The organism is Streptomyces sp. NPDC044063 (assembly GCF_056434285.1).
In genome coordinates this window covers 144,412-170,837 of sequence record NZ_JBWKFM010000012.1, presented here as the reverse complement: position 1 = coordinate 170,837, position 26,426 = coordinate 144,412, and the positions used below count along the sequence as shown (strand labels likewise).

Annotated in this window: 27 protein-coding genes; 15 read left to right on the top strand and 12 right to left on the bottom strand. The window is 72.9% G+C overall.

Annotation, left to right across the window (positions count from 1 at the left end; translation table 11 throughout):
- Positions 1–103: 103 nt before the first annotated feature.
- Positions 104–703, bottom strand: coding sequence for a DUF1707 SHOCT-like domain-containing protein (locus AC07BS_RS17295; protein ID WP_478643283.1), 600 nt, complete (start codon positions 701–703; stop codon positions 104–106).
- Between the two features lie 126 nt (positions 704–829).
- Between AC07BS_RS17295 and AC07BS_RS17290 the strand changes: the two genes are divergently transcribed.
- Together AC07BS_RS17290 and dmpI are read left to right on the top strand one after the other, a co-directional pair.
- Entirely contained in the window at positions 830–1,777 is a 948-nt protein-coding gene (locus tag AC07BS_RS17290; RefSeq protein ID WP_478932964.1) for a LysR family transcriptional regulator, read from the top strand.
- A gap of 114 nt (positions 1,778–1,891) precedes the next feature.
- Entirely contained in the window at positions 1,892–2,074 is a 183-nt protein-coding gene (gene dmpI / locus AC07BS_RS17285; RefSeq protein ID WP_478643287.1) for a 4-oxalocrotonate tautomerase DmpI, read from the top strand.
- A gap of 48 nt (positions 2,075–2,122) precedes the next feature.
- Here dmpI and AC07BS_RS17280 read toward each other — a convergent pair whose 3' ends face one another.
- The 3 genes from AC07BS_RS17280 to AC07BS_RS17270 all read right to left on the bottom strand — a co-directional run bounded on the left by AC07BS_RS17280 (position 2,123) and on the right by AC07BS_RS17270 (position 3,251).
- Positions 2,123–2,419 (bottom strand): hypothetical protein, encoded by a 297-nt coding sequence (locus AC07BS_RS17280; protein ID WP_478643288.1) that lies wholly within the window; start codon positions 2,417–2,419, stop codon positions 2,123–2,125.
- 39 nt (positions 2,420–2,458) lie between these two features.
- Positions 2,459–2,641 (bottom strand): hypothetical protein, encoded by a 183-nt coding sequence (locus tag AC07BS_RS17275; RefSeq protein WP_478643290.1) that lies wholly within the window; start codon positions 2,639–2,641, stop codon positions 2,459–2,461.
- A 166-nt stretch (positions 2,642–2,807) separates the two neighbouring features.
- Positions 2,808–3,251, bottom strand: coding sequence for a hypothetical protein (locus tag AC07BS_RS17270; protein WP_478643292.1), 444 nt, complete (start codon positions 3,249–3,251; stop codon positions 2,808–2,810).
- 196 nt (positions 3,252–3,447) lie between these two features.
- On the opposite strand from AC07BS_RS17270, the gene AC07BS_RS17265 reads away from it, so the two are divergent.
- A complete protein-coding gene (locus tag AC07BS_RS17265; RefSeq protein ID WP_478932961.1) occupies positions 3,448–4,389 on the top strand; it encodes an amidohydrolase family protein in 942 nt (313 codons plus the stop codon).
- A gap of 33 nt (positions 4,390–4,422) precedes the next feature.
- On the opposite strand, the gene AC07BS_RS17260 is transcribed toward AC07BS_RS17265, so the two are convergent.
- Positions 4,423–5,421, bottom strand: a complete 999-nt coding sequence (locus AC07BS_RS17260; RefSeq protein WP_478932959.1) for a LysR family transcriptional regulator — start codon at positions 5,419–5,421, stop codon at positions 4,423–4,425.
- Positions 5,422–5,694: 273 nt separating this feature from the next.
- Here AC07BS_RS17260 and AC07BS_RS17255 point away from each other — a divergent pair, with 273 nt between their 5' ends.
- The 6 genes from AC07BS_RS17255 to AC07BS_RS17230 all read left to right on the top strand — a co-directional run bounded on the left by AC07BS_RS17255 (position 5,695) and on the right by AC07BS_RS17230 (position 12,691).
- Positions 5,695–5,769, top strand: coding sequence for a 50S ribosomal protein bL37 (locus AC07BS_RS17255; protein ID WP_381671703.1), 75 nt, complete (start codon positions 5,695–5,697; stop codon positions 5,767–5,769).
- 29 nt (positions 5,770–5,798) lie between these two features.
- The gene (locus AC07BS_RS17250; RefSeq protein ID WP_478932957.1) at positions 5,799–7,952 is read left to right on the top strand and encodes a PP2C family protein-serine/threonine phosphatase; all 2,154 of its coding nucleotides are present in this window, start codon (positions 5,799–5,801) and stop codon (positions 7,950–7,952) included.
- A gap of 107 nt (positions 7,953–8,059) precedes the next feature.
- Positions 8,060–9,334 carry a hypothetical protein gene (locus tag AC07BS_RS17245; RefSeq protein ID WP_478932955.1) on the top strand — a complete coding sequence of 425 codons (1,275 nt, stop codon included), beginning with the start codon at positions 8,060–8,062 and terminating at the stop codon, positions 9,332–9,334.
- A gap of 75 nt (positions 9,335–9,409) precedes the next feature.
- The gene (locus tag AC07BS_RS17240; protein ID WP_478643300.1) at positions 9,410–10,117 is read left to right on the top strand and encodes a ribonuclease H family protein; all 708 of its coding nucleotides are present in this window, start codon (positions 9,410–9,412) and stop codon (positions 10,115–10,117) included.
- A gap of 123 nt (positions 10,118–10,240) precedes the next feature.
- Positions 10,241–11,110: an arylamine N-acetyltransferase family protein gene (locus AC07BS_RS17235; RefSeq protein ID WP_478643301.1), complete on the top strand. Its 870-nt coding sequence runs from the start codon at positions 10,241–10,243 to the stop codon at positions 11,108–11,110.
- 126 nt (positions 11,111–11,236) lie between these two features.
- The gene (locus AC07BS_RS17230; protein ID WP_478643304.1) at positions 11,237–12,691 is read left to right on the top strand and encodes a transcriptional regulator; all 1,455 of its coding nucleotides are present in this window, start codon (positions 11,237–11,239) and stop codon (positions 12,689–12,691) included.
- 20 nt (positions 12,692–12,711) lie between these two features.
- Here AC07BS_RS17230 and AC07BS_RS17225 read toward each other — a convergent pair whose 3' ends face one another.
- The 3 genes from AC07BS_RS17225 to AC07BS_RS17215 form a co-directional block, all read right to left on the bottom strand.
- On the bottom strand, positions 12,712–13,524 hold the full coding sequence (locus AC07BS_RS17225; RefSeq protein ID WP_478932952.1) for a nucleotidyltransferase domain-containing protein: 813 nt from the start codon (positions 13,522–13,524) through the stop codon (positions 12,712–12,714).
- An 80-nt stretch (positions 13,525–13,604) separates the two neighbouring features.
- The gene (locus AC07BS_RS17220) at positions 13,605–14,570 is read right to left on the bottom strand and encodes an SMP-30/gluconolactonase/LRE family protein (protein ID WP_478932950.1); all 966 of its coding nucleotides are present in this window, start codon (positions 14,568–14,570) and stop codon (positions 13,605–13,607) included.
- 72 nt (positions 14,571–14,642) lie between these two features.
- Positions 14,643–15,860, bottom strand: coding sequence for a twin-arginine translocation signal domain-containing protein (locus AC07BS_RS17215; RefSeq protein WP_478932948.1), 1,218 nt, complete (start codon positions 15,858–15,860; stop codon positions 14,643–14,645).
- Positions 15,861–16,425: 565 nt separating this feature from the next.
- Between AC07BS_RS17215 and AC07BS_RS17210 the strand changes: the two genes are divergently transcribed.
- The 3 genes from AC07BS_RS17210 to AC07BS_RS17200 are packed head-to-tail and all read left to right on the top strand — an operon-like array spanning position 16,426 to position 19,529.
- Positions 16,426–17,166, top strand: a complete 741-nt coding sequence (locus AC07BS_RS17210; protein WP_478932947.1) for an LbetaH domain-containing protein — start codon at positions 16,426–16,428, stop codon at positions 17,164–17,166.
- 3 nt (positions 17,167–17,169) lie between these two features.
- Positions 17,170–18,489, top strand: coding sequence for a UDP-N-acetylglucosamine 1-carboxyvinyltransferase (locus tag AC07BS_RS17205; RefSeq protein WP_478932945.1), 1,320 nt, complete (start codon positions 17,170–17,172; stop codon positions 18,487–18,489).
- On the top strand, positions 18,486–19,529 hold the full coding sequence (locus tag AC07BS_RS17200; RefSeq protein WP_478932943.1) for a serine hydrolase domain-containing protein: 1,044 nt from the start codon (positions 18,486–18,488) through the stop codon (positions 19,527–19,529). The genes AC07BS_RS17205 and AC07BS_RS17200 overlap by 4 nt, the downstream gene beginning before the upstream one ends.
- Positions 19,530–19,609: 80 nt before the next feature.
- Here AC07BS_RS17200 and AC07BS_RS17195 read toward each other — a convergent pair whose 3' ends face one another.
- A complete protein-coding gene (locus AC07BS_RS17195) occupies positions 19,610–20,152 on the bottom strand; it encodes an RICIN domain-containing protein (RefSeq protein WP_478643309.1) in 543 nt (180 codons plus the stop codon).
- A 243-nt stretch (positions 20,153–20,395) separates the two neighbouring features.
- On the opposite strand from AC07BS_RS17195, the gene AC07BS_RS17190 reads away from it, so the two are divergent.
- Positions 20,396–20,827 (top strand): cupin domain-containing protein, encoded by a 432-nt coding sequence (locus AC07BS_RS17190; protein ID WP_478932941.1) that lies wholly within the window; start codon positions 20,396–20,398, stop codon positions 20,825–20,827.
- 33 nt (positions 20,828–20,860) lie between these two features.
- On the opposite strand, the gene AC07BS_RS17185 is transcribed toward AC07BS_RS17190, so the two are convergent.
- Positions 20,861–21,652 carry a maleylpyruvate isomerase family mycothiol-dependent enzyme gene (locus AC07BS_RS17185; RefSeq protein ID WP_478932939.1) on the bottom strand — a complete coding sequence of 264 codons (792 nt, stop codon included), beginning with the start codon at positions 21,650–21,652 and terminating at the stop codon, positions 20,861–20,863.
- A 220-nt stretch (positions 21,653–21,872) separates the two neighbouring features.
- On the opposite strand from AC07BS_RS17185, the gene AC07BS_RS17180 reads away from it, so the two are divergent.
- The gene (locus AC07BS_RS17180) at positions 21,873–22,454 is read left to right on the top strand and encodes a 50S ribosomal protein L25/general stress protein Ctc (protein WP_478932937.1); all 582 of its coding nucleotides are present in this window, start codon (positions 21,873–21,875) and stop codon (positions 22,452–22,454) included.
- A gap of 10 nt (positions 22,455–22,464) precedes the next feature.
- Here AC07BS_RS17180 and AC07BS_RS17175 read toward each other — a convergent pair whose 3' ends face one another.
- Complete coding sequence (locus tag AC07BS_RS17175) at positions 22,465–23,382, bottom strand: LysR substrate-binding domain-containing protein (protein ID WP_478932935.1); 918 nt, start codon at positions 23,380–23,382, stop codon at positions 22,465–22,467.
- Between the two features lie 95 nt (positions 23,383–23,477).
- On the opposite strand from AC07BS_RS17175, the gene AC07BS_RS17170 reads away from it, so the two are divergent.
- Positions 23,478–24,593, top strand: coding sequence for a diaminopropionate ammonia-lyase (locus AC07BS_RS17170; RefSeq protein WP_478932933.1), 1,116 nt, complete (start codon positions 23,478–23,480; stop codon positions 24,591–24,593).
- Between the two features lie 27 nt (positions 24,594–24,620).
- Here the strand turns inward: AC07BS_RS17170 and AC07BS_RS17165 are convergent, their stop codons facing one another.
- Positions 24,621–26,075 (bottom strand): MFS transporter, encoded by a 1,455-nt coding sequence (locus tag AC07BS_RS17165; protein ID WP_478932931.1) that lies wholly within the window; start codon positions 26,073–26,075, stop codon positions 24,621–24,623.
- Between the last annotated feature and the right edge of the window lie 351 nt (positions 26,076–26,426).

Below are 26,426 nucleotides of genomic sequence, written 5' to 3'. Positions count from 1 at the left end.
TGGCTCTCTCCCGGATGCGCGCGACGGACCCCCGTCATCCAGCACACCAGCTCCGCGCCGGATGCGCGCGCCGAAGCGGGCCGCGCCCGGCCGCGCCCCGGGGTCAGCCCGCCTCCAGCTCCTTGAGCTTGCGGCGCTCCGAGCGGTTGGGGTGGCGGATGACGATGCCGCCCATGCCTCCCCGGCCGGTCAGGTGCAGCAGGGGGGTGCCGGGGAGCCGCTCGGGCTCGGTCTTGTTCCGCACGCCCCCGAGGGAGGGCTCCACGTCGTCGGTGTCCGCCGCCCAGCCCTGCGGAACGACGATGACGACCCCCGCCATCTCTCCGTACGCCTCTATCTCCACCGTGGAGAACCGGCAGTCGGCGCGGGTGAAGTCGAGCTTGACGCCGCCCGCCCCGCCGTGGGCCGTGATCCGCTGGGGAACCTGCCAGCGCCCCGTGCGGACCACGCCGTGCATGCCGCCCTTGAGCATCAGTGGGCGGCCCGGGTCCCCGCCGGGCACGGGCGGGAGGTCGGCCGTCAGGGGGTCCAGGTCACCGAAGGTCTTGGCGGTCAGCGCCCGGGTGAGCCGTTCGTCCAACTCGTCGGCGTCGAGGCGCCCGTCGGCGGCCGCGTCGCGCAGCCGGTCCACCACCGCGTCGCGATCGGCGTGGGAGGCGCGCAGGGCACTGCGCGGGACGGGTTCCGGGTGTTCAGTGGTCATGCGGAAATCGTACGGACGGAACGCCGTACCGCCGACCGCCAGGTATGACAGGGCAGGGCCCGGACGACGATGCCCCGCACCCCTCGGGCAGGATCGCCTCGAAGGGATCGATCGGCAGGGGGCACCATGGAACTGCGTCAGCTGCGCTACTTCGTGACGGTCGCGGAGGAGCTGCACTTCGGGCGGGCGGCCGAGCGGCTGATGATCGGTCAGCCCGCCGTCAGCCAGCAGATACGGCGGCTGGAGCGGGAGCTGAGGACGGAGCTCTTCGACCGGACGCCCCGAACGGTCCGGCTCACCGCGTCCGGTGAGGAGTTCCTGCCCGCCGCACGGGCCGTGCTGGCGGCCGAGAGCGCGGCCCTCGCGGTGGCCGCGCGGCTCGCCGGCGGGAAGGACGGCGTCTTCCGGCTCGGCACCGTCACCGGCCTCGGGGACCGGCTCGACCGGCTCTTCGACGCCGTCGACCGGCATGCTTCGGACGTACGGGTGGAGCTGGTCTCGCTCCCGGTACGCGAACGGCTCGCCCGGCTGGCCGACGGACGGCTCGACGCCGCCTTCGTGCGCGGCGCCCCGACCGAGCGGAACGGTACGCCCGGCATCGTCCACCACCCGCTGTGGAAGGAGGAGTTGGTGGCGGCCGTGCCGGCCCGGCACCCGCTCGCCGGGCGGCGGAGCCTCGCGCTCGGCGACCTCGCCGGGCTGCCCCTGTGCCTCACCGAGCGCCGCAACCACCCGACGCTGGTCGACCTCGTCCTCGACGGCTGCCGGCGGGCCGGATTCGCGCCCGTTCCCGGACCGTCGACCAGCAGCCTCCAGGACACCCTCGCCGCGATCGGCTCGGGCGCCCCCATGTGGACGGTGGTCTACGACGGCAACGCCCGGCGCATGCGTGTGCCCAGGGTCGCCTTCGTGCCCTTCGCCGGCGCCGGGCTGCGGCTCCCCGTCGAGCTGGCGGTCCCCTCCGGCGCCGCGTCCCCACTGCTCGACCTGGCGCTTACGGCACTGACGGCACTGACGGATCCGACGACTCCGCTGCCTCCAATCGCTTTGACCAGCGGCGATCAGCGATCGTGATCGCTGCGAGAGCGATTCGGGTCTGGGTCGGAGCGGGCCCCGCGCGATGAACTGTTCCTGACGGCGGAACGCCCCGGAACGGCCGGTGCGACGCCCAGGACAGAGGAGAGCGCCATGCCCATCGTCACCATCCAGCAGGGTCCCCGTGACATCGAGCTCAAGCGCGAGCTGGTGGCCCGCGTCACCGACGCGTTCGTGGACTCGCTGAAGATCCCGGCCGAGGCCGTGCAGGTCTGGATCCACGAAGTGCCCGCCGACAGCTGGGGCGTGGCGGGCCGGCTGACCGCCGACAAGTAGGCCGGTGGCCGAGGTGGGAGCGGCCGCCGGGGAGCCGCTCCCACGTCGTCACAGCACCAGGAGCAGGAGCAGCGCGACGGGCAGACCGAGCATCGTGGCCATGTGGGTGCGCCATGCCAGCTTCATCCGGAACAGGGAGAACACCAGGAAGCCGCCGCCGAGCCAGTACGCGTAGGTCAGGGCCGTACGGTCCATGTTCGCGAGCTCCTGCTCGCGCGTGGTGGCTTCCTCGGAGAACGGCGTGCCGCCGCCGATCGCCATCATGAAGAGCACGCCGCACAGCAGCAGGTTCCCCAGCCCGACGGCGATCGCCACCGGCTTGTCCATCCGACGCACTCGTCCCACGAATCGCACCACGCTCATGGGCAGGGGAGCCTAGCGTGCTCAGGGGCACGCGGGGGTCGGGCAGCTGATGCACGTCACGGGCTGGCACTGCGTGACGGCGATGCACGTCGCCCCGCCGTCCGTCGCCGCGAACGATTCCGGCGCCTCCGCGGCGAGCTCCTGGATGTCGAGGTCGAATACGTCATCCTGCGGGGTCCGGAGACCCGAAGCGACAGGGGACATGATGTCTTCCTTCCTGAAGACAGCGGCCCGCGTGCCGGGACGACCGCGGTACCGCGCTCAGGAGCAGCGTGGGCGCGCCACGCCGAAAGGGCGAGGGGTCGAACCCGATGTCCACCCGGACGGCTCATTCACCGTATAGGCGGACCATGCGACGGGCCGTCACCTCTCACTCCGGCAGGCCGAACACCATGAGGACCACCATCACCGGCGGCAGCAGCGCGCACCACGCGCTGGCCCTGCGTGCCGTCGCGTAGCGCATCCTGCGGGGCAGCACCCAGGCGGTGAGCAGCAGCGCGGGGGTGACGAAGAAGGTCGCGTACAGGCCGACCAGCACGGCGTCGAGGGCATTGTTCAGGGCGTCGGAGCAGTGGTCCGGGCCGCAGCTGTCCGTGGCCATCGGGGCGAGTCCGCCGAACATCACCGCCACGGGGACGATCAGGACGGCGAGCACCGTGGCCCAGACGGGTGCTCCCGAGGCGTTGACGTCACGGTCGTCGGGGCCGGTGGGGCGGGCGGGGGCGCTCGCGGCGGCGCCGGCGGCGTCCGCGGCGTTGGCCGCCGCCCAGGCCTCGCGGAGTTCGTCGTCGGCGCGCGTCTGCTGGTCGTTCATGGGCCCAGTGAACCCTCCGGAGCGGCCCGCGGGCCTCGGGGCGCGTACTCAGATCGCGCCCGGTACACGTACTCATCCGCACGGCCCAGGGACCGGGGCGATCGCCGGGTCGGACGACCTCGACTACCGTGGTTCACGTGAGGCAGGGGGTACTCGGGGTTCCCGGATTCCCGCGTTCTCACGAGAGGGGCCTCCCATGGCGATCGATCTCCACGCGCATGTGTGGACGGACGCCTACCTCGATCTGCTCCAGGGGTACGGCAAGACCGACACGGCCACGCAGCGCGGGCTGGGCGCGGGCCTCTCGGACGCGGATCTGGAGGGGCGCTTCGAGCTGATGGAGGCGGCCGGCGTCTCGCACCAGGTGCTGTCGGTGCCGCCGCAGTCGCCGCACTTCGCCGAGCGCGAGCACGCGGTGCGCGCCGCGCGGACGGCCAACGACCTCTACGCGGAGACGGTGCGGCGCCATCCGGACCGCTTCCGGGCGTTCGCGGCGCTGCCGTTCCCGCACACCGACGCCGCGCTGGCGGAGCTGGAGCGCGCGCTGGGCGAGCTGGGCATGGTGGGCGCGTGCACGACGACGTCGGTGCTGGGCCGCTCCCTGGCGGATCCGGCGTTCGAGCCCGTCTACGCGGAGCTGGACCGGCGCGGCAGTGTTCTGTACGTGCACCCGGCGGGCACCGGGGCCGAGTCCCCGCTCATCGCCGGTCACCGGCTCACCTGGATGATCGGCGCTCCCGTCGAGGACACCGTCGCCGCGATGCACCTGGTCCTGGCCGGTATCCCCCACCGCTACCCCCGGCTGCGGATCGTGCTCTCCCACCTGGGCGGGGCGCTCCCCATGGTCCTGAACCGGGCCGACCACCAGTACCAGTGGGAGGCCCCCGACCTGCCGGAGAAGCCCAGCGTGACGGCGCGCCGCATGTGGTACGACACGGTGGCGCACGGCCACGTACCGGCGCTGTGGGCGGCCGCGGAGTCGCTGGGCGCCGACCGCCTGGTCCTGGGGACGGACTTCCCGTACCAGGCCGGCGAGGAGTTCCTGGCCGCCACCGGCTACGTCCGGCACTGCGGGCTGCCGGACGCGCAGGTGGACGCGATCCTCGAACGGAACGCCGGCGGGTTGATCAGCCTGTGAGCCGCGCCGCGTGAACGCCCTGGTCCGGGGCCGTCACACCTGAACCGCGGCCCCGGTCCCGGACCTGGTCCCGGTGGTCCCCATCGCCGCCGTGTCGGCCTCCGGGAGCCATCCCGAGCCGGGCGCCCGCATCCACCGCCCGGACGCGCCGAGCTCCCGCGCGGCCGTCCGCAGCACGTCGAGGCCCGGGTGGCGCAGGCCACGCCGCCACACCATCGACACCGGCGACAGGGGGACGGGGTCGACGAGGGGCCTCAGCACCATCCCCGGCACCTCGATGAACTCCACGCTCGCCAGGACCGACCAGCCCCGCTTGCGGACGAGCCGGACGAATTCCTCGGCGCCCTCGATGCCGGGGAACGGCTCGGCCATGACGATGCCGTGCCTCTCGAAGAGCCGGTGGGCGAGATCGGTCCACTCCGCGGTGGCGGGGTTCCCGGCACCGGCGTACACCGTCTCGCCCCGCAACGCCCCCAGCGGCACCTCGGCGTGGGCGGCCAGCGGGTGGTCGTCGCGCAGCAGGACGGCCATCCGCTCCAGTCGTACCGGCAGGTGGTCGAGGCGGTCCCGCACCTCGGGGGCCAGTCCCGCGAACCGGCCGAAGGAGACGTCGAGCCCGCCGGCGAGGAGCTGCTCGGCGGCGCCGCTCAGGCCACTGCGGCAGCGGGCGACGAACTCGAGCTCGGGCGCCGCGGTCCGGGCGGCGGCCATCACCCGCTGCCCCGTGGACACGGGCCCTCCCACGTCGACGAGGAGCGGCCTGCTCTCGCCGGCCCGCGCCGCCGCCAGTTCGTCGTAGGCGGCGAGGACGCGCCGGGCGTACGGCAGGAACCGGGCCCCCTCGGGCGTGAGGGAGACGGCCCGGGTCGTGCGGGTGAACAGCGTGGTGCCGAGGGCCTTCTCCAGCCGCCGGACGTCCCGGCTCAGCGCCTGCTGGGCGATGTACAGGCGCTCCGCGGCGCGCGTGAAGTGGAGCTCCTCGGCGACTGCGGCGAAGGCTCGCAACAAACGGGGTTCCGGGTCGTACGGCACGCGACGCAGTCAACAACACAAACGCGTGAATGACCACTGATCAGGTGTTGGACCGGCCGTCGCCGACCGGGGACCGTTGTCTCCATGATCCCCTTTCTCGCCACGCCGCCCCGCTGGACCCCCGACACCGCCGCCCGGTGGCGCCGCGCGAGGCCCTGGAGCGGCCCCGGGGCCGCTCCGACCGATGCGAAGCCCACTCGCCGCAAATACACTGATATCCGGCGAAATACGCCGGTCACCGGGAGTGACCACAGCTCCAGGGAGTGATCCGTCATGTCCACTCGAGGCAACAAGAGGCGCGCCCGCAAGAAGAAGAAGGCCAATCACGGCAAGCGACCCAACACCTGAGCGACGAGGGACTCGGCGCGGGGCGCCGGATGGCCGGGCGCGACGAGCGGCCGGGCACCGCCGACCCGCTGGGCGAGGCGTTGGCGGCGGCCGTGCACCGTACCGGTGCCATGGCCGGAGGCGTCTACGTGCTGGACCCGGTGGCGGCGGTGCTGGGCATGGTCGCGCTGTGCGGCGTCCCGGTCGAGGCCTACGCGCCGTGGTGGCGGGTGGGCCTCGCTTCGCGTGCCCCGTCCCCCGACGCGGTGCGCGAGGAACGGCTCGTCTGGGTGGGCTCCCAGGAGCAGTTCACCCGTCTCTATCCGCGGGCCGCGGCGAGCATCCCCTACCGGCTCGCCTTCGCGGTCGCCCCGCTCAAGGGCGCCGACCGCTGCTGGGGGACCCTGATCCTGTTCTGGCCGCCCAGCCGCCCGGTGCACCTCACCCTGCGCGAACGCGCCCACATCGTCTTCAGCGCCCGGCGCGTCGCCCGGGTGCTGGAGGCGTGCGGGCCGCCCGAGGCCCTTCCGGACCGCCCCCGCCCCGTCTCCCCGCACCACCCGGGAGCCCGGCCGGGGCAGCCGGCGCCCGCGGCCGCCGACCTGCTCGAACGCCTTCCCCTGGGCGCCCTCTCCCTCGATCCGGAAGGACGGGTCACCTACGCCAACACCGCGGCGGGCCGCCTGCTGGACAGATCACCGGAGCACCTGCTGGGGAGCCGGCCGCTGCGCTCACTGCCCTGGCTGCACAACGCCACCTGCATGGACGCCTACCGCACGGCGATCAGCAGCCGGGAGCCCGTCACCGTGGCCGCCCTGCGCCCACCGGACCAATGGCTCGACCTCACCCTCCACGCGGACGACAGCGGCGTCAGCGTCCTGGTCACCCCCGGCCGCGACGCCACGGACACCGGCACCCCGTCAGCCCCCGGCGGCACGCGGCCGGCCGCCACGGCTCTCCCCACGGGCATCCCGACCGTCAGCCGCATGCATCTGCTGGTCCATCTGACCGCCGCGCTGACCGAGACCGTCGGCGTCCAGGACGTCGTCGACCTCGTCGCCGACCAGATCCTGCCCGCCTTCGGCGCCCACGGACTGATCCTGTCCGCCGCCGAGGCGGGCCGCATCCAGATCATCGGCCACCGCGGGTACGACGAGGACGTCATCGAGCGGATCGACGGCCTCTCCACGGACGCCGACCTCACGCCCGCCGGCCGCGCCATGGCCACCGGCAACGCCTGCTTCTTCGCCGACAGCACCGAACTGGCCCACCAATTCCCCAGGACTCCGCAGATCAGCGACAAGCACGCCTGGGCGTTCCTGCCCCTGATCACCTCCGGGCGTCCCATCGGCTGCTGCCTCCTCGCCTACAACCGCCCCCACGACTTCACCACCTCCGAGCGCGCCCTCCTCACCCCGCTGGCCGGGCTCATCGCCCAGGCCCTGGACCGTGCCCGGCTCTACGACGCCCAGCACAGCCTCGCCCACGCGCTCCAGCAGACCCTCCTGCCCCACGCCCTGCCCAGCGTGGCCGGGCTCGACGTCGCGGCGCGCTATCTGCCCGCCGGGCACGGCATGGACATCGGCGGCGACTTCTACGACCTCATCCGCCTCACCGACACCACCGCCGCGGCGGTCATCGGTGACGTACAGGGCCACGACGCGACGGCCGCCGCCCTCATGGGCCAGGTCCGCACGGCCGTCCACGCCCACGCGACCGCCGGCGCCACGCCCGACCAGGTCCTCACCCGCACCGACCGCGACCTGTCCGACCTGGACGCCGACCGCTTCGTCTCCTGCCTCTACGTCCACCTCGACCTCGCCCACCACCGGGCCACCCTCGCCAGCGCCGGCCACCCGCCCCCGCTCCTGCGCCACCCCGACCACCGCGCCCACGCCGTCGACGTCGATCCCGGACCACCGCTGGCCCTCGGCCTGGGCGCACCCACCTACCCCCTCACCACCGTGCCCCTGCCCGAGGGGGCGCTCCTCGCGCTCTACACGGACGGCCTCGTGGAGTTCCCCGGCACCGACATCGGCCGGACCATCGCCGGACTGGCCCGGCACCTCGGCGCCTCGGGCGACCTCCCCCTCCACCGCCTCGTCGACCGGCTCGTCCAGCACACCCGCCCCACCGACCACCACACCGACGACATCGCCGTACTCCTCCTCCGGCCGCACCGCGACCGGCCCGCCGCACCGTAGGGCGCCGTCGTCCGGGCGAACTCCCGCGGCTCCCGGTAGGCGGCCGCGCGCGGCGGGCAGTCATCGGCGGTAGGCGCACCACGTCGTGGAGGGTGTGAGCACCGCGGATGTCCGAGGTCCGGTCGGCCGGTGACGGCCGGCAGACGGCAGGAGGACCCCCGGCCGTACCGCCGGGGGTCCCGGCCACCGTGCTGCGCGCGGCCGTGGCGTGCGCCGCGGCGACGCCCGCGGTCGTGACGCGCCTCGCCGGCGTCCACCCGGAGCCGGTGGTGGGGATCGCGGTGTTCGGGGTGGGCGTCCTGGCGGCGGCGGTGCTGCTCATGTGGGCGGCGGAGACCGCGCGGACGGACATCTCCGGGCCGCTCGCGCTCGCCCTGCTGGCGTTCATCGCCGTGCTGCCGGAGTACGCCGTGGACCTGTACTTCGCCTACACCGCCGGCAGCCGCCCCGAGTACGCGGCGTACGCGGCGGCCAACATGACCGGCGCCAACCGGCTGCTGGTGGGCGTCGGCTGGCCGCTCGTCGCCCTGGCGTCCTGGATCGCCGCACGCCGGCGGGGCGTCCCGCCGGGGATCCGGCTGCGCGCGCACCGGCTGATCGACGTGGCGTTCCTCGGCGTGGCGGCGCTGCTGGCCTTCGTCATGCCGCTGACCAGGCAGATCTCCTGGCTCCTGGCCGTCGTGCTGATCGCCTGGTACGCGTACTACCTGTTCCGGATCAGCCGGTGCGGCGAGACGGACGAGGAGGAGCTGATCGGTGTGCCCGCCCGGCTGGCGCTGCTGCCGGGCGGGCCGCGGAAGGCCGTCACGGTGCTGGTCTTCGCCATCGCGGCGGGCGTGGTCTTCGCGTGCGCCGAGCCGTTCGCGACGTCGCTGGTGGACGCCGGCGCCTCGTTGGGCATCGACCGGTTCCTGCTCGTGCAGTGGCTGGCGCCGCTGGCCTCGGAGGCCCCCGAGCTGATCGTCGCCGTGGTGTTCGCGTGGCGGCTGCGCGGCGACGACGGACTCGGCGCGCTGCTCTCCAGCAAGGTCAACCAGTGGACCCTGCTCATCGGCTGCCTGCCCCTGGCGTACCTGGCCGGCGGCGGAGGGGCGGCGCTGCCCCTCGTCGAGCGGCAGGTGGACGAGGTCCTCCTCACGGCGGCGCAAACGGTCCTGGCGGTGGTGCTGCTGCTGGACCTGCGGTTCCTCCCGTGGAAGGCCACCCTGCTCTTCTGCATGTTCGGGGTGCAGTTCGCGCTGCCGGGCGAGAACGCCCGGCTGGTGCTGAGCTGGGTCTATCTGGGGCTGGCGCTGGTCCTCGTCGTGCCGGCCCCGCGCCGGCTGGCGCTGGTGCCCGGTGTCCGCGCGCTCGCCGGACGGATCGAGGGCGACCCGCACTGAGGGCCGAGGGCGATCCGCGCCGAGCGGCATCCACAAGCGGCATCCGCACCGGGCCGGGGCTGGCACCATGGAGGGATGCACGAAACGATCACCGCCGCGTGTGACGGCGCGTCAAAGGGCAATCCCGGTCCCGCCGCCTGGGCCTGGGTCATCGGGGACGGCACGGGCGAGGTCCACCGCTGGGAGGCCGGCCCCCTCGGCACCGCGACGAACAACGTCGCCGAGCTGACCGCCCTCCTGAAGCTGCTGGAGGCCACCGACCCCGGCGTGCCCCTCCAGGTGCGGATGGACTCGCAGTACGCGATGAAGGCCGTGACCACCTGGCTGCCGGGCTGGAAGCGCAAGGGCTGGAAGACCGCCGCGGGCACCCCGGTGGCCAACCAGGCGCTCGTGGTGCGCATCGACGAGCTGCTGACCGGCCGCACGGTCGACTTCGTCCACGTGGCGGCCCACCGGGTCGACGGCGACCCCCTGAACGCCGCCGCCGACGCGGCCGCCAGCCACACCGCCCGCACGCAGACGGAGGCGGGCAGCGCGCTCGGCTCCCCGCTGCCCGACCCCGAGCCCGGGGCCACCACGGGCGGAGGTGCCCGTACGGGGGCCGGGCGCCCTGCCCGCAAGACGTCGTCGTCCGGCTCGGCCGCCGGGCGGACCCGAGGCTCCCTCAAGGCGCGCTTCCCCGGCCGCTGCCGCTGCGGGCAGCCGTACGCCAAGGGCGAGACCATCACGAAGAACCCCGACGGCTGGGGCCACCTCGCCTGCGCCGCTCCGCCGGCGGGCTGAGCCGCCCGCGACCGCCGGACGACCCCGGCGAAACGCCTAGGACCAATGGCCGAGGCAGGCACCCGCCCTGGGCAGATACCCCGGGGCGGGTGTTCCGCGTACGCTCATGATCAAGAGCGACCGATGAACGAAGGAATGGCGACGCACATGGACTTCACCTACGACTGGAGTGGCGACCTCCTCGACCTCGACGCCTACCTGGACCGCATCGGGTACCACGGCGAACGGGCCCCGACGCTCGACGCGTTGCGCGGGCTGCACCGGGCGCACGTCACCTCGATAGCCTTCGAGAACCTCGACCCCATGCTGGGCGTGCCGGTCCGGCTGGACCTGGAGTCCCTCCAGGAGAAGCTCGTGCGCGGCGGTCGCGGCGGCTACTGCTTCGAGCACGTCGGGCTGTTCGCGGCGGCCCTGGAACGGCTGGGATTCCGGTTCACCGCGCTGAACGGGCGGGTCACGCTCGGAGCCGACAAGGCACTGCCCGCCACCCACGCGCTGCTGGCCGTGACCCCCGACGACGACGAGCGGACGTGGCTGTGCGACGTCGGGTTCGGCAGCGGGCCGCTGGAGCCGATCGAGCTCGCCGACGGCGTCGAGGTCGACTTCGAGGGCTGGGGATTCCGGCTGGAGCGGCGTCCCGGAGAGCTGGGCATCGACAACTGGTGGCTGTACCAGCGCCGCGAGGGCAGCTGGCTGGACCGGCACACCTTCAGGCTGAACCCCCAGTACCCGATCGACTACGTGGTCGCCAGCCACTACGTCTCCACCCACCCGCGTTCGCCCTTCGTCAAGCGGCCGTTCGCCCAGCGGTTCAGCGCGACCCACTCCCTCCGGCTGGACGCGACGACCCTGACCACCTTCCGGCCCGACGGCTCGTCCACCGAGCGGAAGATCGAGCCCGCCGACTTCGGGCGCGTGATGGAGGAGGAGTTCGGCATCACCATCGGCGCCGAGGACGTGGCCCGGCTGCGCGAGCACCTCGACTCGGCCTGAACACCCACGCGTTCTCCCAAGGGGAGCGAAGGGTGGCGGACTGTGTGAACCGCTACCGGACGCAGCAGGAGTGCCCTACTGTCCCTGCTGCACAGGTTCCAGCGGACACGTCCCTGCGAGGCCGCCATGCCGTCCGACTCCCCCGCCCCGCCACGGCCACGGCCCGGTGAGAGCTCCTTCTGCTACTGGTTCCGGATCTGCGGGTTCACCAAGAAGGGGCTGGCCACCGCCGTGACCCGGGGCGCCCAGCGGGCCGGCTACCCGCACGTCCACCCCGACGGTTCGCGGGTACGGCGCTGGCTCGGCGGCGAGAAGCCGCGGCCGCCCGTCCCCGAACTGCTCGCCGCCGTCTTCTCCGCCACCTGCGGCCGGCGCCTGACGGCCGCCGACCTCGGGCTGGCCGACCCCGACCCCCAGGACCTCACGCGCTACCGCGGGCCCGCCGAACTCCTCGGCGACCTCGCGCACATCACGTCGGCCGCCCTCCAGGACGGCACACGGCCTCCTGAGGTTCGGGCACCGGCTCCCGTGGACCGGCCGGCGCGGCCCGCGATCCCGTACGAGCCCGAGCGGCTCCTGCCCGCGCTCGACACCTGGGCGTACGCCCCCTCGCACGCCCTCCCCGGCGTCGGGCGGCAGCACGGCCGCCGGCTCGGCACCGCCGACGCCGCGCGGATAGCCGACTACACCCGCGCCTTCCGGCTGCTGGACAACCGCCACGGCGGCGGCAGCACCCTCCACTCCGCCACCGGCCAGCTCGCCTGGGCCACCGGGCTCATCCGCGACGGCCGCTACACCGAGGCCACCGGCCGCCGCCTCTTCCGCGAACTCGCCGACCTCGCCGGCTGCGTGGGCTGGATGTCCCACGACGTCGCCCAGTGGCCCGCCGCCGTCCGCCACCTCACGCTCGCCGTCCACGCCGCGCGCGAGAGCGGCGACCGCAACCTCACCGCCCACCTCCTGCAGTGCCTCGCCCGCGTCTGGGGCTACCTCGGCCGGCCCGACCTCGCCGCCGACTGCGTGGCCCTGGCCCTGTACGGCACCCGCAACGACGCCCACCCCGTGCTCCGCGCCGGCCTCTACGCTCTCGGGGCCCGCTTCGCCGCTCTCCAGGGCGACGGCCCGGAGGCCCTGCGCGGCGTCCGCCACGCCCAGGAGATCTTCCACGAGCACACCGCCCGGCGGCGGCCGGACTACATCGCCTACCTCGACCACGCCGAGCTGTGCTCCACCCTGGGCGAGGTCCTCCTCTTCCTCTCCCGCACCAGCGGCCGGCCCCACCACGCCACCACCGCCGTCGGCCTGCTCAACACCGCGACCGCCGAACGTGACCCCGCCCGCGCGCGCTCCAGCGCCTTCGACGCCGTCGCGGCGGCCCGCGCCCACCTCGTCGTCGACGACCTCGAAGGCGCCTGCGACGCGGGCCTGCGCGCCCTGCGCGTGGGCGATCAGGTCGACTCCGCCCGGGTCCGCCGGCGCTTCCTCGACCTCGCTCGCGAGGCACGCTCCCGGGAGTCCGTCCCCGCCGTGCGGGATCTCCGGGAGCGCCTCGTGGCCGCGGCCGGCCCCCGGGAACGCTGACGGCCGCTACGGCCCGGGGATCAGAGGCGGTCCAGGACGTCGGCCGCCAGCCGCTCAGCGTCGTCGATCACGGCGGCGAGCTCGTCCGGGGTGCAGCCGACCACCGCGAACAGGGCGTGGGCGCGGGCCGAGAAGTCCGCGGGGGCGCCGGGAAGCCGTCCCGCCGCCTCCACGGCGCCCTTCTCGTTGAGCACCCATGTCCCTGCCCGCGCGTGCAGAGCCTGGACCAGGAGCCCCACGGCGCGGAACAGGCAGCCGGCGACGTAGAAGGCGTCACCGCGCGGCACGCCCTTGCGGGCGATGGACAGGGTGAAGGGCACCTCCCACCGGGCGCCCTCGACCAGCGCGGCGCGCAGCGGCTCGGGGTACTCCGCGCCGATCCGCCCGCGCAGGGCGGTCAGTTCACCCGTGGGGTCCGCGAGGACGCGGCCGAGAGCCAGCTCACCGGCGTAGGCGTGCGAGTACACCCCGAGCGGGTGGCCCGCCTGGTTGCCCACCTCGAAGCGACCCTCCCGGCACTGCCGCCAGACGCGGTGCACGCGGTCCAGGTCGCGGTAGATCCAATCGATGTGCACGCCGTCGACGACCAGCCAGGCGCCGCCGTCGACCCAGGGGCCCCAGCCGCCCGGCTCGGTCACCTCGACCGTGCCGCCGGTGAGGTCGGCGGCGAGCCGGCGCAGGGCGCCGGTGTCCAGGGGCGCGCGGTAGTAAAGGCCCAGGTCGACGTCGGAGTCGGGCCGGTGGGTGCCGCGCGCCCTGCTGCCGCCGAGGCACACCCCGACGACGCCGTCGACGCGGGCCAGGCGCTGCGCGATCTCGGTGACGTGGTCCACCAGGCGAAGTCTGCCCGACGGGACCGGCCTCCCGCGAAGGGATTTCCGGCGCGCCGGCCCACGTCGGCGGCGGCCCCGCGTCAGCCCACCGTCACCTTCACGATCCGGCCGGACGCCTCCGACACGAACAGCGTCCTGCGCGGGTCGAGGTCGCCGAAGCCGCGTACGGTCCGGACGCTGGTCGGCTTCCGCAGCCCGTCCACGAGCACGCAGGACCGGCCGGTCCGGGGGTCGACGCGGATCAGCTGACCGTCCCGGAAGCCGGCGACCACCAGGTCGTCCCCGAAGGACGTCAGGTCGTCCAGGAACTTGGCGTTCAGGGGGTTGGGGCTGAGCCGGGTGACCACGCTGTGGCGCTCCGGGGCGTCCAGGGGGACGCGTACGACGCGGGAGGTGAGGTCCACGATGACACTCGCGTACAGCTGGTCGCCCACCACCTCCAGGCCGTTGGCGCCGAAGACGGCGGCCTCGCGCGTCCACTCCTCGTCCCGGCTGCCGTCGGGGCGGATCTTCACGATGCCGGTGGAGAGCTCGCGGCTGAGGTAGAAGTTGCCGGCACCGTCGACGGCCAGGCCGTTGACGCCCGTGATCCCGTCGGCGAACCGCTCGGCCTCCGGCCGGGCGGCGGTGGGGTCGAAGCGCATCAGCCCGCCGTACGGCTTCATGGGCGCCACCCCGTAGTTGACGTACATCTTCCCGTCCGGGCCGCGGCGGATGCCCCCGGGACCGGGCACGGAAACACTGGCCTTCAGCGTGCCGTCGGGGGCGTAGCCCTCCACGCGGTTCTTCCCCAGGTGCGAGACCCAGAGCGTGCCGTGCCCGTCGAACTCGAGGTTCTCGCGCCAGTCCAGCAGCGGTACGCCGCCTTCCCGGAACACGTCCACCCGCGTGGGCTCCTGGCACCGCTCCTGGGCCGCGCCCGGAGCCACCCGGTGAACGGACACCGCCCCGGCCGAGCCCTGCCCGGCCACGACCACCCCGGCGAGCAGGCCCACCACGACCGCGGCGGAACGACGACGTAAGCGTGAACGTAAATGTCTGATCATGGCCACAGTTGTACCGTCCGCGTCACCCATCTCACCAGGCCCGCGGGCATCGGTGTTCCCGTTCCCAGGGGATCAGCCGGCGAGGGCTTCGCCGAGTCGATGCCGTGCGTGACCGGTCAGGGATTGGTGGAGTGATTCGGCTCGGGTACGTACGAGGCCGTCCTGGTAGGCGGCAGGGAGCCGTTGCCACACGCTGACGGCCATGTCGGCGGCGGCTGATGCATCACCGTCTGCTCGAAGACAGGAGGCGCGATCCACGGCCACCAGAGCCCTGGTCATCACGGAGGGCGATGTGGTCAAGGCGAGTACCGCTTCCTGTTCTTCATAGGCTTCGCGGGTCCGGCCCATCAGGGTGAACGCCTGCGAGAGGTGCACGTGGTGCTTCTGGAGCGGGTAGCCGAACCAGGTGTCCGCCGCCTGACTGCCGTCCAGCCGTTCGGCCAGGGCGCGGGCGTCGGCGATCGCTCGCAGGGCGTTGGCATGGTCGCCTGTCGAAGCCAGTGCTCGTGCGGTGACGGCGGCTGCCAGTGCGGCTGCGGCGGTCGGGGTGTTGCCGGCCGCTGTGCGGGCACGCTGGGCCAGGCCGGCCGCCGCGCGAGGAGCGCCATAGTTGAGGGGGACCATTGCGTGCCTGGCCAGGACCCAGGAAAGCATGCGACGGTCGCCGGATTCTCGAGCAGCCCGCTCGGCGGTGGAGAACCAGCCGTGGGCGTCACGCTGGTCTCCTCGGTCGTGCTGGATGATCGCGACCAGTCCGGTGATACCGGCTGCGGTCCGGGCGAGGTCGGCGCGAGCCCCCGCCTTGTGCGGACGAGCCAGAACCTCCCGCAGAAGGTGCAGGTCTGCTCGCATCTGCTCAAGGACGTCACTGGGTGAGCGGCCGTGGTACCCGCCGTGGTGTCGCTCGAATGCCCCGTCGAGGTAGGCGAGATCTCCCGCGTCCGACCCGGACAGCGCCGCATCGATGCCCTGCCTCGCTTCTGCGATGCCGGGAAGGGCAGCGGTTCCTGTCGCCAGCGCGGCCGCTCCCAGAAATTTCCTTCGGTTCACCTCAGTGTCCTCCTCTCTCCCGCCGTCGGCGCCCAGCCGCTCAAATCGCCGTGCCCGCTTGGAAGCTGTCACCGCTTCAGCGATCTTGTCCGTCGATATCCCGTATCCCTTGGCCAGCAGGTCGTACCAGGCAGGAACGGGAAGACGACGCTCGGTCTCCCAGCGCTTGAGGTTCTCGGGGTCGAACCACTTGCCGCCCTGGGCTTGCTGCAGGACCAGGGCCTGTCCCTCGCGGGTCACCCCTGCTGACTCCCGGAGCTGACGTAACAGGGCTCCGATGCCGTCTGGTGCCATCATGCGCTGTCCCCCAGCTTTGACTGTCCAGTGCCCGATCCCGGCCCCCCTATGCGGCCCCCTGGGGCGAAAACGCACCCCTTTATGGCACCGGAGGATCAGACCGCGGTCGCGGTTGACTGTGCGCCTGCAAGGGCCGTCAGGCGGGAGACTCCCTTCCCGTAGCAGGGCTCGTCCTTCCCTGCTACGTGTCCCCGCCGGGCGTCCAAGGCCGACAGTACCGCTCACCGAGCGCTGGCCAACACCAGTTGCCGTACCGCCTTCACCTGCCGAGGGGTGCTCTCTCCCATGCCCGGATCCACTGAGCCGAACCGCGATCGGGTCGGAACCGTCCTCACCACCTCGTGGGCCGCCTTGCACCTTGTCGCCGGGACTTTCCTCGGCCTGGTCGTCGTCCAGCACGCCGAGGCGCACGAACCTTTCGTGCCACCCGCGGTCCCTGGACCCGACAACGGATCGGATCTTCTCTGACCACGTCCGCTCCCTGCCTGCTCGCCGCGAGGAGGACCGCATGAACCGATCGCTCGAGGCACCGAGCGTCAGTGCAGACCCCGCACGCTTCGATCACCGCACCGCCCCCGGCTACTACATCGATCTGCGCCAGGTGACCGATCCCGTGGTACGAGCAGTGCTGAACAGTTGCTCAACCGTCTTCGGCCTCAAGAAGGCCGTGAAAGACCTCCTGACGCGCGCCGTCGACCATTCCCTTCCGGAACCGGCCGGGATGATCGAACCCGGCGCAACCGTCCGCGGTGACGTGACGGTGTGCGCGGGAGCGCGTATCGAGGCCGGCGCCCTCGTCACGGGCCCGGTTCTGGTCTGCCCAGGCACCGTGATCAGTGGCGGGGCGAGGGTGCGTGACCACTGCGTGATCGGACCCGGGTGCCAGATCGGTTTCGGAGCGGAGATCACCCGCAGTCTGCTGACCGGCCACGTCTTCATGAAGCACACGTCGTTCGTCGGCGACTCCGTACTCGGTCTTGGAGTAAGCATCGGTGCCTTCGTCTCCACGACCAGCCTGCGCTGTACCAGCGGTCCCGTCACCGAGCCGGCCACCGAGGAGGTCACCGCCCACCTCGACGGTCGCCGGGTGGGAACCGGCCAGACGAAGTTCGGGGCAGTCGTCGGTGACGGCGTGATCGTCCCGGCCGGGACGATCTTCCAGCCGGGAACCCTCATCGGAGCGGGCACCATGCTCTACCCCCGTACCCAGGTCGGAGGATTCTTCCCTACAGGAAGCCAGGGGCGGTGACTTGTGCCCCATTACGACTCGGCGAGCCCTGTCCAGCGCAACAGCGGCATCGTGTACGTAACCGGTGGCATTCCCTTGAACGGCAGTGTCGCCGTGCAGGGCAGTAAGAACATCGCTCTACACCTCTACGCTGCTGCCCAGCTGGCCGACGAGCCGCTCACGCTCACCGGGGTTCCCGATATCCTCGACACCACTGTCTGCGCGGAGATCCTCGACCGGACAGGCACCGAAGTGAAGCACGTCGACGGCCGGTTCGAGATCTCGCCGAGGGGCGGAAGGCGTCCGGTCATTCCTGATGCGCTCGGCCGCCGGGTACGGACGACCGCGGTCATGGCGGCATCCCTGCTCGCCCGCACTGGCGAGGTCACCTTTCCCCTGCCCGGCGGCGACGCCTTCTGTCATCGCCCCATCGATCGCCATCTCGCCGCCATGGAAGCTGCCGGGGCAGTGGTCGATGTGACCTCGGAGCAGGTCAGGGCAAGGCTGCCCCGATGGCGCCGTCGGCCCTTCGTCGCCGATGCCGCCACCCGGCAATGGGGACCCAGCCTCGGAGCCACAGTCACCGCCATGCTGCTGGCGGCCCGCGTTCCAGGCACTTCCACCATCCTGTCCCCAAGCCTCGAGCCCGAGGTGACCGCCACCGCTGCGCTACTGGGCCAATGCGGTGTCGGCATCGAATGGAACGACACGACGGCACTGCGGATCAGCGGTAGCGACCGACTGGCGGGAGGCGCATTCGCTGTCCCTCCGGACCGGCTCGAGGCAGCTACTCTGGCACTCGCCGCAGCCATCACCCACGGCCGCGTAAACCTCAAGGGAATTCCTCTCAACGCCTTCCCCGATGGGCTGCTCGCCGTCTTCGCCGACGCAGGAATCGAACTCCTGCCCATCGACCATGGAACTGGGGCCCGGTGTGTGGCCGAGCCCCGAGCGGTGCACTTGGCCACGGGGCCGCATCCTGGGTTCCCGACCGACGTGCAGCCTCAGCTCACGGCCTTCCTGAGTCAGGCCGTCGGCGTCTCCCGGATCGAGGAACGGGTCTACAGCCGACGCCGCACCCACGCCGAGCCTCTGCGAGCGTTCGGTGCAGCTGTCAACACCGAGGGTCCGCTGATCACCATCAGGGGCCCCGCGCGTCTGACCGCTGCCGACGTGGCAGGCGAGGACATCAGGGCCGTCACCGCGCTGGTGATTGCCGCTCTCGCGGCCGAAGGCACCTCTACGATTCGCGGCATGTACCACCTCCGGCGCGGATACGGCAGCCTGCTGCCCAAGCTCTCCGCCCTCGGTGCCCGGCTGACGATCGACGAGGAGATGCCGTGACCAGCACCCTGCCCTGGAGAGGCACGACCGTCGCCGAACTCCGCGACTGTCTGGACCTCATGACAGCCGACGGTACGGTCCCCGGCGGCGTCATCGCCTACGGCACCGGGGACGGACAGCCGTCCTACCTGACCTCCGGCGTGGTCGCCTCCGAATGCGGCGACAGCCGCCCCGCCCCGGACACCCTCTACGACCTGGCTTCCCTGACCAAGGTCGTCGCCACCTGGCCCTTGGCCGGCTCGCCCCTGGCCGAAAAGCTTCCCCTGGATGCTCCCGTCCGGGACATCCTGTCTCACCTGCCGGCCGGGGCACCCGGCGGCAAGGTGACCGTACGGCAGATCCTGTCCCACACCTCCGGCCTCCGCGCCGACACCCGCCTCGACCAATACCGCAACACGGGTACCGACCTCGCGGAGCTGATCTGCGGCGAGGACCTGATCAGCGAACCAGGAGCCGGCCACCGCTACATCAACCGCGGCTTCATCCTCCTCGGCCTCACCTTGGCCGCGGCCGCAGGACGGCGCCTGGACGACCTGGCCACTGCGTTCTGGCAGAAGCTCGGCATGCACGCCACCACCTACGGGCCGGTGGCCCGAGGCCCACAGGTCGCTCCGACCGAGCAGCGCTTCCCGGGCGCGCCACGCCTGTGGGGCCTTCCCCATGACGACAACGCCGCGCTCCTGGGCGGGGTGGCCGGCCACGCCGGAGTGTTCTCCACCCCGGCCGACCTCGCCACCTACGCCTCCACCCTGCTGGCCGGAGTCCGGGACCGGTCGCCGCTGGGCCGCTGGCTGGCCGACAGTATGGACCCGCAGGTACCGATCGAACCCGGTCTGGACCGCGGCCTCGCCTGGATCGTCACCGACCAAGGCCGCATCGCCTACCACCACGGCTTCACCGGCACCAGCCTCTATCTCTCCCCCGCGACCGGCCGGTACCTGGCCATCTGCACCAACGCCGTATACCACCACCAGAGCAACCGCACCCGCCTCGCCCCGCTGCGCGCCCTCGCCCTCAAGGCCCTCAGCGACGAGTCATAGGACGATGGACGCCCAGCGGTATGCGTGGACGTGCCCGGCGGAGCGGTCCGCCGGGCGCGTCGTCGGTCGTGGTGGGGGCGCTAGAAGTTCCAGTAGTGGTCCGCCCACGTGCCGCAGGGCCACTGGATGACCTTCTCGCCCTGGGCGGTGCTGGCGCCCGGGACGGCCAGGCACTGGCCGCTGTTCCAGTTCACCAGGCGCGTGCCGCGGTCCGTGTACTCGATGCCCCAGTAGTGGTCCTTCCACGTGCCGCAGGGCCACTGGATGACCTGGGTGCCCGGTTCCGTGCTGGCGCCCGGTACGGCGAGGCACTGCTGGCTGTTGAGGTTCCGGACGTGGTAGTAGTTGCGGCCTCCGCTGTTGAACGCGTACTCGAACTGCCAGTAGTGGTCACGCCAGCTGCCGCAGCCCCACTGGATGAGGCCGATGCCGTTCTGGGTGCTGCCACCGGGTACGGCGAGGCAGTGGGCGCTGTTGGCGTTGCGGACCCAGCCGTAGGCGGCGGTGCCGCTCGGGCCGGGTCTGCTGTCCGGGGTCGCGGCCGAGGCGTCGGCGATCCCCGAGGTGACGAGCGTTGCTGCGGCGGCCGCCAGGATTCCCGGCAGGCGGTAGCGCGACTTCATGTGTCCCCCTCGTCGTGTGACGGACGTTCCTGGGTCATGAGCCGTACGTGCCGTGCGGTCCGGCGCCCGTCGAGGGGCCCCGGCCACGCCGCAGGCTATAGACGTTCCCCGGGGAAGGGGAGTCGTCGGATGGGGCCCGGGCAACTTGGCGGGATGACACCGCCGGTCGACGCACCGTCCTCGTCCCGGCCGCACTTGGCGCGAAATGATCAAGCGTCGTCGGCGCGCTGCTGTACTGCGCGCATGACAGATCAGAAGCACTGCACGGTGGTCCGTACCGGGGAGTACGAGGGGGTCCAGGGCGGCACCTTCGGGGTGGGCGTCAGCGCCCAGTCCGCGGGGGCACGGGCGCTGTGCCTCCACCGGCTCGTGATGCCCGCGGGCACCCGGGGGCGTCCGCACCTGCACGAGGGCCATGAATCGGCCATCTTCATCCAGTCCGGCCGGGTCGAGGTGTGGCACGGCGAGGGCCTGGCCGAGCATCTGGTGCTCGAAGCCGGCGACTACCTCCACATCCCCGCCGACACTCCCCACATGCCCGTCAACAACGGCGACGAGGACATGGTCTGCCTCGTCGCCCGGACCGACCCCGATGAGCAGGAAGGGGTGCGTCTGCTGGACCTGCCGGGCTGGCTGGAGACCCGCCTCGCGCCACTGACCGTCGGCGTCGGCTGATCCCATGGGCGGGTCCCGGCGCGGCCCGTCGCGTCAGAAGGCCGAGTGGGTGAACCAGTGGGCCAGCAGGTCGCGGTCTCCCAGGAGCTGGAAGGCGTCGCTCTCGCGGTCCAGGCGGCCGTAGAGGAGCAGCAGCACGTCCGCCGCCGTGCCCCGGATCGTCGCGTCCGCCTCCGCCGCCGGTCCGGTGGTGTCGGTGATCAGGCCGAAGCCGTCGGGGCGCAGCCGGACGAGCCGGTCGCCGTCCGCGGTGTCCGTGCAGCTGAAGCGGATGGTCCGGTCGGGGGCGCGCAGTTCGGCGGTGTGAGGCGCGAAGAGCGTGGCGAACGGCAGGTTGGTCAGGAACTCGTCGATGCCGTCCACCGCGAGCGCGGGGTCGATGTGCGGCGTGCGCCCCAGCGCGATGTCGGCGTCGGCCCGGTGCACGAGCGTCTCGAAGAGCATGCGGCGGACCCAGAACCGGGCGTGCTGGTCGGCGCCCCAGGCCCACATGGGGGCGTCCAGGTCGGTGGCCGCGAAGGTGTCGGCCGATTCGGCGGCGGCCTCGGCCAGCCAGCGGGGCAGGTCTTCGGGGCGCTCGGGCAGGCGCAGGTCCACGTCGCGGCTCGTCGGCGGCCGCTGGACGCGCTGCCGCAGCAGGATGGTGAACCAGCGGTGGACGCTGCCGGTGTGCCGGGTCAGGTCGGCCAGGGTCCACTCCGGGCAGGTGGGCACCGGGGTGGCGAGGTCGGCGTCCTCGACGGCGGCGACGAACGCGGCCGTCTCGTGCGCGACGGCCCGGAGGTGGTCGGCGGGGTGCATGGCGGCGCCTTTCATGACCTGCATGGTTCAGACTCTCAAGTATTGGCTCGAAAGTAGACCTCCGCGGCCGACCCCGTCAATTTCCCTCGCGTCACACTGGTGATCCCGCTCACCGGCCGGTAGGGCAGGCACTGGTGCTCATGTGGCATCTCCCGGTTACCCTCGGGGAGTTGTCCGCCCGTCGGCGGCGAACAACCAGCAGGAACGCCGGCGGAGTCTTACGCGTCGTACGAGGAGTGCTGGAATGGCCGAGATGAAGCTCACCGCCCAACTACGGACCGACTTCGGCAAGGGCGCCTCCCGCCGCGCCCGCCGGGAGAACAAGGTTCCCGGAGTCGTCTACGGTCACGGGGCCGCGCCCAAGCACGTGACGGTCGACGGCCACACGCTGATGATGGCCCTGAAGACCCCGAACGTCCTGATCGACCTCGACATCGAGGGCGAACGCGAACTCGTCATACCCAAGGCCGTGCAACGCGAGGCCATCCGCAGGTTCCTGGTCCACGTGGACTTCCTGGCCGTGCAGAAGGGCGAGAAGGTCCAGGTCGAGCTGCCGATCCACACCGAGGGCGACCTGGCCCCCGGCGGCAATCTCCTGGAGCACCTGATGAACGCCCTGCCGGTCGAGGCGGAGGCCACCCACATCCCCGAGTCGGTCACCGTCTCCGTGGCCGGCCTGGACGCGGGCCACACCATCCACGCCGCGGACATCCCGCTCCCGCCCGGCGTGTCGCTGGCGGTCGACGGGACCGCGGCCGTGCTCCAGGTCGTCACCACGCAGACGGAGGAGACCAGCGAGGACGACGACACGGCCGCGTCCGTGTAGTCACGTCACCTCAGGACCGCGGCTCCCCCACCCGGGCCGCCGCCCGGCGCAGCGCGTCGCGGCAGGCCTCGACGGCGGGGTGGCGGCTGCTCCCGACCCGTACCGCGGTGAGGATCGTGCGCGCGTGGAGGCCCGGGGGCAGCGGGTGGAGGGCGACCGTCGGGGGACGGCCGTTCCACAGCAGGTCCGGGAGGAGGGCCACCGCGTGGCCCTCCTCGACGAGACGCGCGTGGAGCAGCAGATCGGCGGACTCGAACCGTACGTCGGGCTCGAAACCGGCCGTCCGGCACACCGCGAGGGCCCAGTGCCGGGCGGCCGTCCCCTCCGGTTCCAGGACCCAGGGCCGGTCGCGCAGGTCCGCCGGCCCGGCCGGCAGGTCCAGGCCGGGCGGCGTGGCCAGGCGCATCGGGTCCTCGCACAGCTCCTCGAACTCCAGGCCCGCCGGGCGGGGTCCGGGGTTCCGGGGGTAGTCCTCGGTCACGACGAGGTCGAAGTCGTGGGCCAGCAGGGCGGGCAGGGTCTGCTCGGGTTCGGCCTGCGTGAGGTGGACCCGCAGCCCCGGGTGGGCGTCGCGCAGCAGGGCGAGCACCGTCGGCATCAGGGCGAACGCGACGGTCTGGAAGCAGGCGATCCGCAGGGTGCCGGTCAGGCCCCGCAGCGAGGCGGCGATGTCCGCCTCGGCCCGCTCCAGCCGCTCCAGGACGGCCTCGGTGTGGGCCACCAGGATCTCGGCCTGCGCCGTCAGCCGTACCCGCCGCCCCACCGGCCGCAGGAGCGGCACGCCGACCTGCGCCTCCAGTTGCGAGAGCTGCTGGGAGACGGACGAGGGGCTGTACGCCAGCGCGGCGGCGACGGCCGCGAGCGTGCCCCGATGCTTGAGCTCGCGCAGCAGCCGCAGCTTGTGCAGATCGAACGTCGTCCCCGCCACCGGTCCCCCGCTCCCCAACTGTTCGGTTTTCGTGACGAATATAGATCGGGAACATGCGCTGGACCGAAGGGAATCGGGAGGCGCAGAGTGAAGAGGTGATCAACGAACAGCCCTCCGTCGCCGAGGACCGGTGGTACGCGCGACCGTCCGCGCAGGCCGTTCCGGTGCGACTGCCCCACCCCGCGCCCGCGCCCGCCGCCGTACGGGAGTTCCACGCCTCCCTGCCCGGCTACGCCGCGACGCGGCTCATCGAACTTCCCACACTCGCACGGGGGTCGGGTGTGGGACGCCTCTTCGTGAAGGACGAGTCGAACCGTCTGGGACTGCCCGCGTTCAAGGTCCTGGGCGCCTCCTGGGCCGTTCACCGGGCGCTCTCCGAGCGCGACGGCCATGGACTGGTAACGCTCGTCACCGCCACGGACGGCAACCACGGCCGGGCGGTGGCCCGGACGGCCCGGCTGGTCGGGCACCACGCGCACGTCTTCGTCCCGGCGGGCGTCCATCTGGGCGCCGTGGCCGCGATCGCCACCGAGGGGGCCCGGGTGACCCGGGTCGACGGCTCGTACGACGACGCCGTGCGCGCGGCCTCCGCCGCCGTGGCCGGGGACGCGGACGCGCTGCTGGTCCAGGACACGGCCTGGCCGGGCTACGAACGCGTCCCCGGCTGGGTCGTCGAGGGCTACTCGACGCTCTTCCGGGAGATCGACGAGCAGCTGGCCGCCGCCGGGGCGCCGCGGCCCGGCCTCGTCGTCGTACCGGTCGGCGTCGGCTCGCTGGCCCAGGCCGCCGTCACCCACTACGCGAACTCCCCCGGCCCCGCCCCGGCGCTGCTCTCGGTGGAACCCGTGGCCGCCCCCTGCGTGCTCAACTCGCTGCTGCGCGGCGAGCACACGAGCATGGCCACCGGCATGACCACCATGGCGGGCCTCGAATGCGGCACGCCGTCGACCCTGGCCTGGCCGCTGCTGCGCGACGGGCTCACCGCCGCTGTCGCCGTCACCGACGGCCGGAGTGCCAGGGCCGGCCAGGACCTCGCCGCGCTCGGCGTCTCCAGCGGCCCGTGCGGCTCGGCCTCGCTCGCCGGGCTCCGGGCCGCCCTGGAGACCGGGGGCCGCAGGGCCGCCCTCGGGCTCCGCCCCGACGCGACGGTCGTCCTCCTCAACACCGAGGGCGCGGCCGCCAACCCGCACGGCACGGCGTACGGCCTGTAACGGCGGCGCACCCCCGGTACGCCGGCGTCACGCCGCCGATGTACCGGCCCTGCGCGGCAGCAGGAACGTGAGCGCGAACGTGACCGCGAGCAGGGCGACACTCACCCACATCGTCGTGGCGAACGCCGGCCCCGCGGCGTCCGGCACCTGGTGGACGCGGTCGGGCTGCGGGCTGAAGTACAGCGTCCCGAAGAAGGCGACCCCGAGGGACGCGGCGACCTGGATGACGGTGTTGAACAGTCCGGAGCCGCTGCCGGCGTGCCGCGTCGGCACCTCCTGGAGCGTGAGCTGGGCCAGCGGCGCGACCGCCAGGCCCGCTCCGGTGCCGGCGACGAGGACGCCGGGGACGAAGACCGCCCAGTGGGTGCCCGCCGTCGCCGACCGCGAGGTCAGGGCGAGGACCGTGAGGCCGGCGGCCATGACGACGACGCCGAGCTGTACGGTGGCGCGGCCGATGCGCGGCAGCAGGAGCGTGGCGCCCAGGGTCGCGAAGGCGGCGTTGGCGACGGGCCAGGCGAGCATGAGTACACCGACCGTCAGCGGGCTGAACCCGAGGGCGGCCTGGAGGAGCTGCAGGAGGGTGAAGAAGAAGCCCATCATCGGCAGGAAGACCAGGAACACGACCAGCAGCCCGCCGCCCACCGAGCGGATGCGGAACAGCGAGACCTCGACCAGCGGGCAGCGGCCCTCCTCCGACAGTCTCCGCTGGTAGCGGTGGAAGACGGCCAGGACGGCGACGCCGAGCGCGACGGCCGCGTAGCCCCAGGCGGGCCAGTGGCCTCGGTCGCTGGTGACGGTCAGCGGATAGAGGATCAGGAGCAGGCCGGCGGCGGAGAGGACCACGCCGGGCACGTCGAGGCGGGGCCGGTCGGTGGCCCGGGCCTCGGGCAGGACGCGGGCCGCCGCGAGCAGGGCGAGGATCCCGATGGGGACGTTGATCCAGAAGACGGCGCGCCAGCCGAGGTCCAGCCAGCCGGATTCCAGGAGCAGGGCGCCGAGGATCGGCCCGAGGGCCGCGGCGAGGCTGGACAGGGAGGAGAAGGCGGCCATGGCGCGGCCGCGTTCGTGGGGCGCGTACAGCAGCTGGATCTGCGACAGCACCTGGGGGATCATCGCCGCCCCGAAGAGCCCTTGCAGCACACGGGCGGCGATGAGCGTGCCCGGGCCGGGAGCGGCGCCGCACAGGGCGGAGGCGGCGGTGAAGCCGGCCATGCCGATGAGGAAGACGCGCCGGTAGCCGTAGAGGTCGCCGAGGCGGGCGCCGGTAATGACGCCGACCGCGAAGGCGAGGGTGTAGCCGGCGAGCACCCACTCGGTCTGGGCGGGCGAGGCGCCGAGGTCGGCGCGGATCGCGGGCAGGGCGATGTTGGCGATGGTCGCGTCGAGCAGGTCCATGAACGCGGCCAGCAGGACGACGAGCGTCACGGTGCGCAGGCGTCCGGTGGGACCCGTCCGGTCGGGGGCGGGGTGGGTGGTGGACAACGTGGTGCCCTTCGGGTGGTGACGGGAGGGAGGAGAAGGGGGCCGGTCGCGTGGGCGGGAAGTCCACGCATACACGCGGGTACGGCCCGTGGGCGGCGGCGACATCGGTGCGGGCGCGAAGCGGCCCCGGATCGGCCGCGCCCCGGCGCGGCCGGACGGGTGCCGTCGGTGCGGTCGGTGCCGTCGGTGCGGTCGGTGCCGTCGGTGCCGTCGGTGCCGTCGGTGCCGCCCCTCGTCCCGGGGGGGGGGGGGGGGGGGGGGGGGGGGGGGGGGGGGGGGGGGGGGGGGGGGGGGGGGGGGGGGGGAGGAAGGGGGGGGGGGGGGGGGTGGTTCGGGGGCTCGCGTCCTGTT

Excerpts from the sequence above, each read along its gene's own strand:
- AC07BS_RS17230 (WP_478643304.1), top strand. The coding sequence starts at position 11,237 with ATGCCGTCCGACTCCCCCGCCCCGCCACGGCCACGGCCCGGTGAGAGC.
- dmpI (WP_478643287.1), top strand. The coding sequence starts at position 1,892 with ATGCCCATCGTCACCATCCAGCAGGGTCCCCGTGACATCGAGCTCAAG.
- AC07BS_RS17290 (WP_478932964.1), top strand. The coding sequence starts at position 830 with ATGGAACTGCGTCAGCTGCGCTACTTCGTGACGGTCGCGGAGGAGCTG.
- AC07BS_RS17265 (WP_478932961.1), top strand. The coding sequence starts at position 3,448 with ATGGCGATCGATCTCCACGCGCATGTGTGGACGGACGCCTACCTCGAT.
- AC07BS_RS17295 (WP_478643283.1), bottom strand. The coding sequence starts at position 703 with ATGACCACTGAACACCCGGAACCCGTCCCGCGCAGTGCCCTGCGCGCC.
- AC07BS_RS17180 (WP_478932937.1), top strand. The coding sequence starts at position 21,873 with ATGGCCGAGATGAAGCTCACCGCCCAACTACGGACCGACTTCGGCAAG.
- AC07BS_RS17240 (WP_478643300.1), top strand. The coding sequence starts at position 9,410 with ATGCACGAAACGATCACCGCCGCGTGTGACGGCGCGTCAAAGGGCAAT.
- AC07BS_RS17245 (WP_478932955.1), top strand. The coding sequence starts at position 8,060 with ATGTCCGAGGTCCGGTCGGCCGGTGACGGCCGGCAGACGGCAGGAGGA.
- AC07BS_RS17275 (WP_478643290.1), bottom strand. The coding sequence starts at position 2,641 with ATGTCCCCTGTCGCTTCGGGTCTCCGGACCCCGCAGGATGACGTATTC.
- AC07BS_RS17235 (WP_478643301.1), top strand. The coding sequence starts at position 10,241 with ATGAACGAAGGAATGGCGACGCACATGGACTTCACCTACGACTGGAGT.
- AC07BS_RS17185 (WP_478932939.1), bottom strand. The coding sequence starts at position 21,652 with ATGCAGGTCATGAAAGGCGCCGCCATGCACCCCGCCGACCACCTCCGG.
- AC07BS_RS17270 (WP_478643292.1), bottom strand. The coding sequence starts at position 3,251 with ATGAACGACCAGCAGACGCGCGCCGACGACGAACTCCGCGAGGCCTGG.
- AC07BS_RS17250 (WP_478932957.1), top strand. The coding sequence starts at position 5,799 with ATGGCCGGGCGCGACGAGCGGCCGGGCACCGCCGACCCGCTGGGCGAG.
- AC07BS_RS17220 (WP_478932950.1), bottom strand. The coding sequence starts at position 14,570 with ATGATCAGACATTTACGTTCACGCTTACGTCGTCGTTCCGCCGCGGTC.
- AC07BS_RS17190 (WP_478932941.1), top strand. The coding sequence starts at position 20,396 with ATGACAGATCAGAAGCACTGCACGGTGGTCCGTACCGGGGAGTACGAG.
- AC07BS_RS17210 (WP_478932947.1), top strand. The coding sequence starts at position 16,426 with ATGAACCGATCGCTCGAGGCACCGAGCGTCAGTGCAGACCCCGCACGC.
- AC07BS_RS17195 (WP_478643309.1), bottom strand. The coding sequence starts at position 20,152 with ATGAAGTCGCGCTACCGCCTGCCGGGAATCCTGGCGGCCGCCGCAGCA.